The sequence below is a fragment of the Centipeda sp. (in: firmicutes) genome (assembly GCF_057271695.1).
Map to the genome: position 1 here is coordinate 1 of NZ_DBHIVL010000073.1, position 11,281 is coordinate 11,281.

Below are 11,281 nucleotides of genomic sequence, written 5' to 3' on the forward strand. Positions count from 1 at the left end.
TACTTTATCTAAAATCCTTGCAAAGAAGTTGTCAACTTTATTTATACAACATCACCTTCCTGCAGGACGTTCTCCACCTGCCGGAAGTTTGTGCGGAGTGCCTTCAGCATTGCGGCGCGATATGCCTCGCTTGCACGACCTGTCTTTTCGGAAGGGAATCCTGCGCCCGGCAGATTGGTAATCGCTGCTGCGGTCGGCTTTGCGAGCTGCGCGTCAAGAATTGCCTGACGCTCCATGCGCTCAATGTCCTTTCCGAGTGCAAGCACCTCGTTCTCCATCTGCTCGTATGCCTTGGCGTCCTCTGCCGTAAGGCGGCCATCCTTCTCGTGTTCATCAAGGAACTGCTTCGCCTGTTCCCACATTTCTGCACGCTTCTCGCGCATTGCCATGATCTTATCCATGTTCTTGTCCCTCCGTTAATTCCTTAATGTGAAATAGAAAAGAGCCGTCGTTTGAGCGGCTCTGCATCGACATTGTGTGTCCCCTGCCCGAATTTCGAGAGCAGAGAGTTCGTGACGGCGGCACGGGAGAAGATCAGCCCGTCTGACGCAGCACTTGTGAGATGTTCCCTGTTCTCATAGAGAACGGAATCCGCAAATCCAAGCTCCACCGCCTTCTTTGCATTCATCCACGTCTCGGCATCCATCAGCTATGAAATCTTCGCACGGGGCAGCCCCGTCTTGATCTCGTAGGCGTTGATAATGCTCTCCTTGATTTCGGCAAGGAAGGTAATCGTCCGCTCCATCTCGTGTGTATCGCCGATGGAAACAGTCATTGGATTATGGATCATCAGCATTCCCAAGGGAGAAATCTCGACGGTCGATCCTGCCATTGCAACAACGGATGCAGCAGAGGCGGCAATCCCGTCAATCTTAACGGTGACATTTCCCTTATACTCCATGAGCATATTGTAGATCTGTGCCGCCGCATAGCAGTCCCCGCCTGGTGAGTTGATCCAGAGGTCAATATCTCCCTCGGCGGCGTGAAGCTCAGATCGAAACATCTGGGGTGTAATTTCATCCCCCCACCACGTTTCGTCCGAGATTTCACCGTCCAGAAGCAAGATTCGCTTCTCTCCCTCGTTCCGCACCCAGTTCCAAAATTTACGTTTCATCGCCCTCTCCTTTCTTGTTGGCGAATAAACCTGCGTCCCTCAGTTTTGTCATATTCCCGTTGATGAGATAGAGATCGCCGCCCTCGTCCGCTTCGATGGGGTTCATGTCCTCAAGGCTGCGGATGTCGTTTGCCGAAAGCCATCCGTTCTGTCGCCCGATGGCATATCCCTCCATGCGGCTCTTGTAGTCCCCGCGCAGAAGACCGTCCACGTTGAAGCGAATGAAGTAGTCCTTCCGCTCTTTATCCGTCAGCAGTGCTTTTTGCAGGGACTGCTCCCAACGAACGACCCATGGATTCAAGGTGTACTTTACAAATTCAAGCGACTGCTGCTCGATGTTCGAAAACGAGGATTTCTCCAAGTCTCCGACCATATGCGGCGGTACACGGTAAAGTCGTGCAATCTCGTCAATCTGGAACTTCCTCGTCTCTAGGAACTGAGCCTCCTCGGGCGGTATGGCAATCTGCTGATACTTTACACCTTCCTCAAGAACAGCAATCCTGCCCGTGTTCATCGTACCGCCGTAAACGGCGTGCCAGCTTTCACGGAGTTTCGACGGGTCTTTGAGAACGCCCGGATGTTCCAGAACGCCGCCCGGACGCGCACCGTTCTTGAAGAATGCCGCGCCGTATTCCTCCGTTGCAAGCGCAATCCCGATGGCGTTCTTTGCCATACCAATCGGACTGTAGCCGACGAGACCGTCGAAGCCGAGTCCCGGAATGTGGAGGACATCTTCACGACGCAGACGAATCTGCCCCTTGTCCGCAAAATTCGGATTCTCCTCCGTGCTTCTCGTGTAGTTGTAGTAGAGTTCCCCCGTGTGGCTGTCACGGCTGACTTCCATCTTGTCCGGGAGCAGCGGATAGAGTCCGAGAGCACGCCCTCTGCCATCCCGAAGTATCTGGGCATAAGCATTTCCCCACAAAAGAAGGTGACTCATCATGGTTTCGCGAAATATAAAGGAGGTCATCTTGGGATTCGGTGCATCGTGGAGCAGAAAGTACAGCGGATGCTCCGGCACGCGCTCCTTGCCCTGACCTTGATAGGCGTAGACGCGAAGCGGCAGCCCTGCGATGGATTCGGCGAGGATACGCACACAGGCGTATACTGCCGTTGTCTGCATGGCAGTACGTTCGTTGATCGCCTTGCCCGCCGCCGTCTGTCCAAACAAAAAGGACAAGCCGCCAAGATGATTGTAAGGCTTGTCCCGCGAACGGAAGAGTTTATTGAATAGGTTCATGGGTTATTCTCCTTGCACAATGATAGCTTTTATGCTATCATCAAAGTGTCTTTAAGAGGGAGTATAATATGTATCGAATTGAGTTCTACGAGAAAAGAAACGGGACATCCGACGTATGGAATTTTCTCGAGGAGTTACGTGAAAAAAGCAAGACGAACAAAGATGCGCGGATTCAATATGATCAGATCATCTTTTACATCGATCTTTTGGCACGCAACGGAACGAGATTACCGAGTAAGATCACAAAATATCTGGAAGATGATATATGGGAACTTCGCCCCGGAAACAACCGGATCTTCTACTTCTATTACGCAGACGGTCAATATGTTCTGCTGCACCACTTTCGGAAGAAAAGTATGAAGACACCGCCGCGCGAACTAGCCCGTGCAAAAGAAGCACGAAACGATTACCTTCGTCAGCAAAAGGAGCGAGGAAAATGAAAACATGGGAAGATTACAAGAATCATGTAAAATCCATTGACGCAGAGAGCCGTCGAAGTATGGAGGAGATTGAAGAAATTGCAGCTATTGTTTCTTCGATGATTGAGCGGCGCACCGCCCTTGGCATCAGCCAAAGAACGCTTGCGCAGCGTTGCGGTCTGCCGCAGTCCTCCGTTGCACGCATCGAATCTTTCAAAACGACACCAAAAATCGACACCTTGCTCAAACTCATGCAGCCGCTTGGACTGAAACTCCAAGTTGCCGCACTCTGATTCAGATCCCGAATCACAGCAGCAAGATTCCTCGCTCGTCATAGACAGATGCGGAGGTATCATTTCCACACCGAATCGCACGATCCAGCGCCATGATGAGTGCAATCACGCCGTCGATCTTCTCTGTGGACTTCTCCTTGTCCGCCTTGATGTTCCCTGCGGGATCGGTGCGAATGAAGATGTTGTCTGCCATCCAGCGCATGACGGGATGCCCACCGTGCGCTATTTTCTTTTCCAGAGTCAGTTTCATCAGCTCCTTGGTCGGCGGACTCATATCCTTGAAGCCCTGCCCGAATGGAACAACGGTGAATCCCATTCCTTCGAGGTTCTGCACCATCTGCACCGCGCCCCATCGGTCAAAAGCAATCTCACGAATGTTGTACTTCTCGCCCAGTTTCTCAATGAACGCCTCGATAAATCCGTAATGAACCACATTTCCCTCCGTGGTCATAAGAAAGCCCTGCTGCTCCCACACGTCATACGGCACATGGTCGCGCCGCACGCGAAGGTCGATATTCTCCTCGGGAATCCAGAAGTACGGAAGCACGACAAACGGTTCATCCTCCTCGGTCGGAGGAAACACGAGCACAAATGCCGTAATGTCCATCGTGGAGGAAAGGTCTAATCCGCCGTAGCAGACGCGACCTTCCAAGGCTTCTGCATCCACGGGTATGGCACACGCATCCCACTTGTCCATCGGCATCCACCGCACGGACTGCTTTACCCATTGATTTAACCGCAGCTGACGGAAACTGTTCTCCTCGGCGGGATTCTGTCGTGCGGAGTCGCAGGCCGCCTGTACCTTGTCGATGCCGACAGTGATACCGAGGGACGGATTCGACCGCCTCCAAACCTCGGGATCTGTCCAGTCCTCATCTTCCTTTGCGCCGTAGATCACGGGATAAAAGGTCGGGTCGATCTTTCGCCCTTCGAGAATGTCCTTCGCTTTCTGGTGCGTCTCATAGCAGATGGACTGCGTATCCGTCCCCGCCGTAGTGATGAGGAAGTAAAGCGGCTGCATACGCGCATCGCCGGAGCCTTTCGTCATAACGTCAAAGAGCTTGCGGTTCGGCTGCGTGTGCAGCTCGTCAAACACAACGCCGTGGATATTGAAACCGTGCTTTGAATAGGCTTCTGCCGAAAGCACCTGATAGAAGCTATTTGTCGGCAGATAGACCATACGCTTCTGGGAGGCGAGGATCTTCACCCGTTTGCTGAGTGCGGGACACATCCGCACCATGTCGGCTGCGACCTCGAATACGATGCTCGCCTGTTGACGGTCGGCAGCACAGCCATACACCTCGGCTCGCTCCTCCCCATCGCCGCAGCAAAGAAGAAGTGCGACGGCGGCGGCAAGTTCACTGTTGTGCGTTGGAACGAAGGATTCCCCTACCAGATAACAATGGCTTCTGCTGTCCACTTGAATGCACTGCATGGGGACTCGCTCTGAGAGCGGCTCAATCTCTGCCAGATAATGAAAACAGGAGCGAGCAACGGGCAGTTTTCTTTCCTCGATCTGCAGCGTCTTTGCCGCAGGGATTCGGATAATCGAACGGCGTGCCTCCTTCTCGTTATCCCGATATTTTTCTCTGTGTTTCATCGTCCGATGGTAGATTTCACCCGTTGTCCAAAGGGCGGATCGCGGCGCGCCGATGATGTAATCCACATTCCAGAGATGACGCTCTCCCGCGACGATGGAGGAACCGTCACGAAAGGTCAGCCGATAGGCTTGCTCCGTATCATCCACATCACTCTTGGCGACAACACGGCAGGGCTGTCCATTTTCGTCAAAAACGGTATCTCCCACGCGAATATCACCCATTGTAGTGAATCCCTCGGGTGTAGGGATTTTCGTGTCAAGAGCAAGCTGTTTTCCCTGTTTCTTGGGAATCTCAACATACGCCGTGTTGAACTGGCGATACCCGTTCGGCTTCAAAATTCCGAAAATGTCTCGGATAATGCGCTCCTGCCAGTCGATGAGTTCGAAGGACTTTCCTGCCCACGTCCCCTTCGTATGGCACAGGCACTCAATAAATCCCACCGCATAATCCGCAGCGGCTTTGTCATAGTGTGCGTTCTCTGCCATGAACTTCGTCGGTGTGTAGTCCGTCAGTTTCCGCAAGCAATCACCCCCATCAAAAAAGAGCCGCTCTCAGCGACTCACAATATCTGAAACGAGAAGCAGCCCCGAAGGGCTGTTTTTTATTTGGCGCAGCTTAGATGCGCTTCATGCACCAAACCATCGCGTGCCCGCCGTCCTCAAAAAGCTCGGTGGCGGCTTCGACGAGGTTCAGTCGGCATTCGATGTCCGCAAATCCCGTCTCCTTCGGCGTTTCGACCATCTCGTAGATGGCTGCGTGGAAGCCCCAACATTCCATCCCGACGACAAGGATCTGCTCGCCGTAGCGTAGAATCGCGCCGCTCGTCCCGAACCGCATTTCATCGAGGTGCTCCATCGTGGTGGTCTTCGGCCATCTTGCTTCTGCGCTTTTCATTTTGTGTTCCTCGCTTTCTGTGTAGGTTGTTCCCTTTGTCATGTACATATATGCCTCTAAACGCAGGATATAGCAAGTCATATTTCGGATAAACTACACTTATTTTTCGAGAGAAACACAGCCCCGAAAGGCTGTGCAAGAAGCCGTAAAACTTACTCTTCGCCCGTGAGGATAAAGTGTACATACGCCGCACGATCTCTCTCGATGAAGCAGATGAGTTCGTAGAATTCCATCTTAAACGCCATCCTCTGAACAGCGGGAATGTCGAACATATTCACCCGCCCCGAATCGCGGATATCCATGATCTGTGCGAAAACCTTCTCGTTCATGATCTGCCCCCTTTCTGCATAATGCGGAAGGAGTCCACGCTAGGGATCAGGCTGAGTGACGAGCCTGTCGCCCATCGGACGAGAAGCTGTCCCGCATCGTCAACGCGCAGAATCTCGCCCATCGTTCCTGTCGGTGGGGCTTGGGGATCGTCCATAGCGAGGAGTTCCACCTTTGTCCCGCGCGGATACCGCTCTCGAAGCACGGCGATCTGCTCCCTACTCGGAAAATGCATGGCGCTCATCTCCTTTCCGATGTCCACTCTTAAACGCGCTGCTGCCCGTGAGGTTCTGCAGGAGAATCTTGCGCGACTCTTTGTAGGCACTCCCGATCATGCCAAGGCGCAGGAGGAAGCAGCGGAAAGCGTACTTTTCGTTGTCCACAATTTTCTCCTTCGCCGTGACGCGCTTCTGGGTCCGTGCCATCTCGCAGAGCTTACTGATGAATGTGGCATACGCCTTTGCCGTCTCGTCGGTGATCGAGCCGTGCAGCCATGCAAAGGTGATGCGGTCATTGGTAAGCGTGTAGGTCGCGTCCTTGATGTCGAAGGCGTGACGAATGAGCCACCCCTTGCTCAGAAGGAGTGCGTCCAGATTCTGCAGTGCGGTCTCCGTGAAAAGGCTGCGCGGGAGACTGATGGAAAGGCTGTCCTCGTCGGGTTCTTCTACCGCCGTTTCTGCCGGTGTCAGATCATCCACTGCCGCTTCCGTCCGGCTCGGCTCATCTGCCCCCGTGTCCGCGCAGGAAGCCTCGTTCTCCCCACCCTCGGACGTGAAGCCCGCTTCGCGCAGTGCCGTGCGCACACGCGCAACGGTCGCTTCATCGGTGGCATCGTCGAAGCAAAGGCTACCGTCCTTTGTGATCTCGAATGCGCCGACCTTGTAGGAAAATGTCGGTGCGCCGCAGTAGACGGGCTTCGTGTCGAGCACCTTGCTGACTACCGCGACCATCGCCTTGCGCTCTTCCTTCTGGATGTTGTAATTGACCTTCATGGTGGTTTCCTCCTTTATGAACTTTGGTCATTACATTCATATTACGAAACCACACGTGCTCGTGGCATATCCATATACGCTCTATCGGGGGGCGAAAGTCAAGTGACTCCTTAGAAAAACGCACGAAAAACTAAGCCATAGCTCTTGTCAAACTATGACATTTACAGTATAGGAAGCACTGATAAATTCAGGCAGGAACGAGCTTAAATCCAAGTTTTGCAGCTTCGGTTTTCAACCTCTGTTTTCGTCTGTCTTCTTGATTTTTCTTGGTCTGCTCATAGCGCGTTTCTTCATAGTTTTCCCCTGTGGTCAGAATATACCAAACCATAGCGAGCAGCTTTCGTGCTACAGCAATCAGTGCTTTTTTTGTTCCGCGTCTGGCACGCAATCGGTAAAACCAATCGCGAAGAAAGAAGTTTTTGCAGCGCGTTGCTGCCCATGCACATTGAACCATGACGCTCTTAATCCGAGGATTCCCCTTGATGATGCGCATGGTTTTCTTTTTCTTGGCACTCTCATTGTCGCCGGGACACAAACCTGCCCATTTACATAAATGCCCGGCAGTCGGAAACATCGAGAAATCATCGCCCAATTCCGACACAATGATGGTGCTTGCACGCCGCTGAAGTGCCGGTATTGTTTCCAGTAACTGCAATGTGGGCTCATACTGTTGCGCATATACAGTAATGTGGCACTCTGCCTCCTCGATTTCCTTGCGACAATGTTCCATTACCTTTACCAGATTCGTCAGGAACAGCCTGTCGTGTGCAGATAATCGTCCGGCGACAGCCTGCTGAACCTCACCGGATTTGGCTCTGAGTGTTCCATGCAGACAGCCTTCTACCTCCAATGCGGTAAGTTTTCCTTTTTCGCATAGTTTTCGGATCAGTTCATAGCCGGACATGCCAAAAATATCCGAAAGAATGGTGGAAAGTTTGAAACCGCATTGTTGCAAGTGTTTTTCAATACGATTCTTATGCCCTACCAGTTCCTTGATAAGGACATCCCGGTACCTCGTCCAGTCGCGAAGCTCACGGATTTCTTTGGGCGGAATATAGCTCGGTGCCAACAGTCCCGCACGCAGAAGCGTTGCGATCCAATGGGAATCCTTGATGTCCGTCTTCTTTCCGGGAACATTTTTCATGTGATGTGGATTTGCCACAATGATATTCATATGACCGTCTTCGTAGAAGATAGATTCCAGCACATTGTAGATGGGAAACCAATATACCCCTGTGCTCTCCATCGCTACATCATGGCAGTTATGCTCAATAAGCCAGCTTTTGAATTCGTCCAATCCACTAAGGAGGGTAGAGAACTCCTTGATGATTGGCTCCGGCTCCTCCTCGATTCCGCCTTTGAGGATACATGCCACAAGAATTTCCTTATGAACGTCGATCCCGCAGCACACCTCCAACAGATTGCGCATAGTACCACCTTCCTTAGAGAATATTGCGGGATTGATGTACTTCGGTGAAATGAATCATATTACGCGTGCTATTCCTCTGTTCAAAGGAACAAGAGGGCGACATGTTACTGTGCTCCAAAGCACATCCAACCACGATCACTCACGATCTCAAGGGATCAATATATGTTCGGCCTTATCCCGCAACTATAGAGTAGCACAGGATCCACCGGTTTCATACCTGACTGTGAAATCCGTTTTCATGTCCGATCACTCGTATGGGAAGAATTAGCAAGCGAAACCTATTGTATACACAGAACCACCGAAATGTACTATTCCTGTAAGGACATAAAACGCACAAGGAAGTGCGACGCCGTTCCCCCACATCTTGTACTCCGCTGCATCCGAGTGCGGATACCTCAGCCATCTCCGAATCTGCGTATCTGTCTTGGGTTTCTTCCCGTCCATGATTTTTCGGTGCGTCTCAAAGACCGTGCGCCAGAACGCCATCTCTTCCTCCGTGGGATTGTCGGTTTCCAGCCCCGCGCACCATCCGTCTGGAAAGCCCTGCAAGCGTCCGCACTCGGTCGATGTCAGTCTCCGCACGGCATAGATGGGCTGATTGACGACCATCGGGTCTTTATAATCCCGCGCCATAAGCGTCGGGCATTTCTCCTTTGCAAAATGAGAGTGGCAGCCTGTGGTCATGGCATAGACCGCATGACGGTCGGCAGTGTTGAGCGTAAAACTCACATTCTCTGCGATACCGCTTCCCTGCGGGCCGTTCTTTTCGGAGCGCCCGATCATCGAACCTTGGATGGAGACAACGGCAACACCACCCTGACAGCACGCAGGATTCCCTCCGCTCCGGTCAATCGTCCGCGCCGTCTCGGTTTCATATATCCCAGAGTGCGGATTGCTTGATTTCATGGCATTGGACTGGAACGAGGAGATGCCGTATGCCTGTACGTCCTTCAATACAAGCGGCTGATTATTCCCGCCTGTGCCGTAATGACGAGAGACCGTCGGCGCAACAGGAAGAGGGCCGCTATACCGTGCATCTGCTCCATGTGACTCGAATACGGCAGGTACTTTTCCCGCACGAAGCGTCGGAGATTTCTCCTCCGCATAGCCGATGCTGCGGCTCTGTGCGGAATGCTCCGTACAGAAACCTGCGCTTACCCTCTCGCTTGCCGTTCCAGTGCCATCCGCAAACTCTCGGGCAGCGCCTTGCCACGCAGCGAAGCACGGCGCAAGATCCCCGCGCACGCTTTCGGTGTCAAATAGTATTTGTCCGGCACTTGATCCTCCAAAATCTGCGACAAGGTAGATTCTGCGCCGACGCTGTGGAACTCCCCAGCCCTGTGCGTCCATGAGCCGGTAAGCAACGCTCCATCCGTCTCCCATGAGAATGTCGGCGTATGCCCATCCACCTTTTTGAGGTAAAGGCATCTCGGGTGCTTTCGGCTCTTTGAGGCGGACGATCTCCGTGAGGACGGATTGGAAATCCCATCCGCCCGAACTTGAAAACGCGCCCGCGACATTCTCCCAGACGATGAATCTTGGGTATCTTCCATTCGTTGCACACCTCATTTCCCGAACGATACGAATTGCCTCGAAGAACAGTAGGGATTCCGCACCGTAAAGCCCGTCCCTGCGTCCCGCTATGCTGAGATTCGTGCAAGGAGAGCCGAAGGTGATGATGTCCACGGGCTCGATCTCATCGCCGTGAATCTGGTGAATGTCCCCCAGATGTTTGACGGAGGGAAGCCGCTTCGTAGTGACGCGAATCGGAAACGGCTCGACCTCCGATGCCCACTTCGGCGTAATCCCCGCAAGGATCGCTCCGAGTTCAAAGCCTCCTGAGCCAGAAAACAAACTGCCGAGCGTCATTATTTCCCTGCCGTGGATGTCATCATACGCTCAAGCATCTTGCCCGTCATCCAGATCGCCCCATCAATGACAAGCGGTAGGAAGATGCAGTCACGGAATCTGCACCATCCCGTCTCCTTCTCCGCGCTCTCACGGAGTGCCGCCGTATATGCCGCCGACACCTCACGAGCGGCGGGAAGCCCCTTCTCATGCAGCCAGAGGACGGTCGCTTCCTTCGCTTCCGTCCGTACAAAGTCCCCCACATGATTCTTCAGTTCGTTTTGAATGTGTTCCAGTTTCATCTTCAACACGCTCCTTCATAGTCCGTTACCCCACGCGCAATCGCACGCGCGAATTCATCCTGCTGACTACGGAGCAACTGCGCATCACCCGCATGGTCGATAAACGCAAGTTCCACAAGCACAGCGACCGCATCCGTGTTGCTCAGAACATACAGACCATTGACACCAGGCTTTGCGCCCTTTGTGCCGCGATCCACAGTTCCGAGCGCATCCACAATCTGGTTCTGAATGCAGCTTGACAGCTTCTCTCCTGCGCCGCTTCCGTAGAAGTGCCAGACCTCCGTTCCGTTTGCCGTGCCGTTACAGGCGTTGCAGTGAATGGAGATGAACACATCGGCATCCGCACGGTTGGAAGCTGAGACAACTTCATGGAGGCTATCAGACTGCAAATTTCCGACCACCTCGACACCTGCGGCAACGAGATAGCCCGCAACAAGGTCAGCGACGTTCTTTGCCACATCACATTCCCGCAGTCCATATCCGCACGCTCCTGGGTCTGGATTCCCGTCCGGGGCATGACCTGCGTTTAGAAAAACTTTCATTGTGCTGCCTCCTTCGGCATTACGCCGCATTCTTCACAAAATCAATAAACGATTCGCAGATTGATAAATCCACGAACCGTTTACATCGGTTGATGACATCTTCTTCTATCCACGGAGGAATTTCTTCCACCTCGTCATACCGTCCGTAATCCCCGAACATACAAGCCATTCCCACATTCCGCGCCTGAACAGCTTCTTCAAATGTTTGATAATAACCAAGGTGTATAGGTTGAAAGTACAGCCGGTAAATAAAGGCACACGAAAACAGGTCACAGAGTGA

12 protein-coding genes and 3 pseudogenes are annotated in these 11,281 nt (G+C 52.8%); 2 read left to right on the forward strand and 13 right to left on the reverse strand.

What is annotated here, in order from left to right:
• Nucleotides 1-53 precede the first annotated feature (53 nt).
• From ACO6BQ_RS10205 to ACO6BQ_RS10215, 3 genes and pseudogenes are all read right to left on the reverse strand, one after another.
• Nucleotides 54-401 (reverse strand): annotated as a pseudogene (locus ACO6BQ_RS10205) (phage major capsid protein); the annotation flags it as partial.
• Nucleotides 402-424: 23 nt separating this feature from the next.
• Nucleotides 425-1,114: pseudogene (locus ACO6BQ_RS10210) on the reverse strand (head maturation protease, ClpP-related).
• The gene (locus tag ACO6BQ_RS10215) at nucleotides 1,104-2,354 is read right to left on the reverse strand and encodes a phage portal protein (RefSeq protein ID WP_489120774.1); all 1,251 of its coding nucleotides are present in this window, start codon (nucleotides 2,352-2,354) and stop codon (nucleotides 1,104-1,106) included. The pseudogene ACO6BQ_RS10210 and the gene ACO6BQ_RS10215 overlap by 11 nt, the downstream one beginning before the upstream one ends.
• Before the next feature lie 68 nt (nucleotides 2,355-2,422).
• On the opposite strand from ACO6BQ_RS10215, the gene ACO6BQ_RS10220 reads away from it, so the two are divergent.
• Both ACO6BQ_RS10220 and ACO6BQ_RS10225 read left to right on the forward strand, forming a co-directional pair.
• Nucleotides 2,423-2,794 (forward strand): type II toxin-antitoxin system RelE/ParE family toxin, encoded by a 372-nt coding sequence (locus ACO6BQ_RS10220; protein WP_489120775.1) that lies wholly within the window; start codon nucleotides 2,423-2,425, stop codon nucleotides 2,792-2,794.
• A complete protein-coding gene (locus tag ACO6BQ_RS10225; protein WP_009439101.1) occupies nucleotides 2,791-3,066 on the forward strand; it encodes a helix-turn-helix domain-containing protein in 276 nt (91 codons plus the stop codon). The genes ACO6BQ_RS10220 and ACO6BQ_RS10225 overlap by 4 nt, the downstream gene beginning before the upstream one ends.
• A 13-nt stretch (nucleotides 3,067-3,079) precedes the next feature.
• Here ACO6BQ_RS10225 and ACO6BQ_RS10230 read toward each other — a convergent pair whose 3' ends face one another.
• The 10 genes and pseudogenes from ACO6BQ_RS10230 to ACO6BQ_RS10275 all read right to left on the reverse strand — a co-directional run.
• Nucleotides 3,080-5,188, reverse strand: coding sequence for a terminase TerL endonuclease subunit (locus tag ACO6BQ_RS10230; RefSeq protein ID WP_489120777.1), 2,109 nt, complete (start codon nucleotides 5,186-5,188; stop codon nucleotides 3,080-3,082).
• A gap of 94 nt (nucleotides 5,189-5,282) precedes the next feature.
• Nucleotides 5,283-5,561: an Nmad4 family putative nucleotide modification protein gene (locus ACO6BQ_RS10235; protein ID WP_489120778.1), complete on the reverse strand. Its 279-nt coding sequence runs from the start codon at nucleotides 5,559-5,561 to the stop codon at nucleotides 5,283-5,285.
• Between the two features lie 152 nt (nucleotides 5,562-5,713).
• Entirely contained in the window at nucleotides 5,714-5,890 is a 177-nt protein-coding gene (locus ACO6BQ_RS10240) for a DUF5049 domain-containing protein (RefSeq protein WP_489120779.1), read from the reverse strand.
• Nucleotides 5,887-6,123, reverse strand: a complete 237-nt coding sequence (locus ACO6BQ_RS10245; RefSeq protein WP_489120780.1) for a DUF4314 domain-containing protein — start codon at nucleotides 6,121-6,123, stop codon at nucleotides 5,887-5,889. Before ACO6BQ_RS10245 ends, ACO6BQ_RS10240 begins: the two co-directional genes overlap by 4 nt.
• Nucleotides 6,107-6,880 (reverse strand): virulence protein, encoded by a 774-nt coding sequence (locus ACO6BQ_RS10250; protein ID WP_489120781.1) that lies wholly within the window; start codon nucleotides 6,878-6,880, stop codon nucleotides 6,107-6,109. Before ACO6BQ_RS10250 ends, ACO6BQ_RS10245 begins: the two co-directional genes overlap by 17 nt.
• A gap of 187 nt (nucleotides 6,881-7,067) precedes the next feature.
• On the reverse strand, nucleotides 7,068-8,309 hold the full coding sequence (locus ACO6BQ_RS10255) for an IS110 family RNA-guided transposase (RefSeq protein WP_489120783.1): 1,242 nt from the start codon (nucleotides 8,307-8,309) through the stop codon (nucleotides 7,068-7,070).
• 264 nt (nucleotides 8,310-8,573) lie between these two features.
• Nucleotides 8,574-10,181 carry a DNA cytosine methyltransferase gene (locus ACO6BQ_RS10260; RefSeq protein WP_489120787.1) on the reverse strand — a complete coding sequence of 536 codons (1,608 nt, stop codon included), beginning with the start codon at nucleotides 10,179-10,181 and terminating at the stop codon, nucleotides 8,574-8,576.
• On the reverse strand, nucleotides 10,178-10,459 hold the full coding sequence (locus ACO6BQ_RS10265; protein ID WP_489120785.1) for a prevent-host-death protein: 282 nt from the start codon (nucleotides 10,457-10,459) through the stop codon (nucleotides 10,178-10,180). The genes ACO6BQ_RS10260 and ACO6BQ_RS10265 overlap by 4 nt, the downstream gene beginning before the upstream one ends.
• A gap of 2 nt (nucleotides 10,460-10,461) precedes the next feature.
• Nucleotides 10,462-11,001 carry an N-acetylmuramoyl-L-alanine amidase family protein gene (locus ACO6BQ_RS10270; protein ID WP_489120786.1) on the reverse strand — a complete coding sequence of 180 codons (540 nt, stop codon included), beginning with the start codon at nucleotides 10,999-11,001 and terminating at the stop codon, nucleotides 10,462-10,464.
• A 19-nt stretch (nucleotides 11,002-11,020) separates the two neighbouring features.
• Nucleotides 11,021-11,281: pseudogene (locus tag ACO6BQ_RS10275) on the reverse strand (hypothetical protein); the annotation flags it as partial.

Bases quoted from the DNA above. Each gene is read 5' to 3' on its own strand.
- ACO6BQ_RS10215 (WP_489120774.1), bottom strand. From the start codon at position 2,354: ATGAACCTATTCAATAAACTCTTCCGTTCGCGGGACAAGCCTTACAAT.
- ACO6BQ_RS10220 (WP_489120775.1), top strand. From the start codon at position 2,423: ATGTATCGAATTGAGTTCTACGAGAAAAGAAACGGGACATCCGACGTA.
- ACO6BQ_RS10225 (WP_009439101.1), top strand. From the start codon at position 2,791: ATGAAAACATGGGAAGATTACAAGAATCATGTAAAATCCATTGACGCA.
- ACO6BQ_RS10235 (WP_489120778.1), bottom strand. From the start codon at position 5,561: ATGAAAAGCGCAGAAGCAAGATGGCCGAAGACCACCACGATGGAGCAC.
- ACO6BQ_RS10240 (WP_489120779.1), bottom strand. From the start codon at position 5,890: ATGAACGAGAAGGTTTTCGCACAGATCATGGATATCCGCGATTCGGGG.
- ACO6BQ_RS10245 (WP_489120780.1), bottom strand. From the start codon at position 6,123: ATGCATTTTCCGAGTAGGGAGCAGATCGCCGTGCTTCGAGAGCGGTAT.
- ACO6BQ_RS10250 (WP_489120781.1), bottom strand. From the start codon at position 6,880: ATGAAGGTCAATTACAACATCCAGAAGGAAGAGCGCAAGGCGATGGTC.
- ACO6BQ_RS10255 (WP_489120783.1), bottom strand. From the start codon at position 8,309: ATGCGCAATCTGTTGGAGGTGTGCTGCGGGATCGACGTTCATAAGGAA.
- ACO6BQ_RS10265 (WP_489120785.1), bottom strand. From the start codon at position 10,459: ATGAAACTGGAACACATTCAAAACGAACTGAAGAATCATGTGGGGGAC.
- ACO6BQ_RS10270 (WP_489120786.1), bottom strand. From the start codon at position 11,001: ATGAAAGTTTTTCTAAACGCAGGTCATGCCCCGGACGGGAATCCAGAC.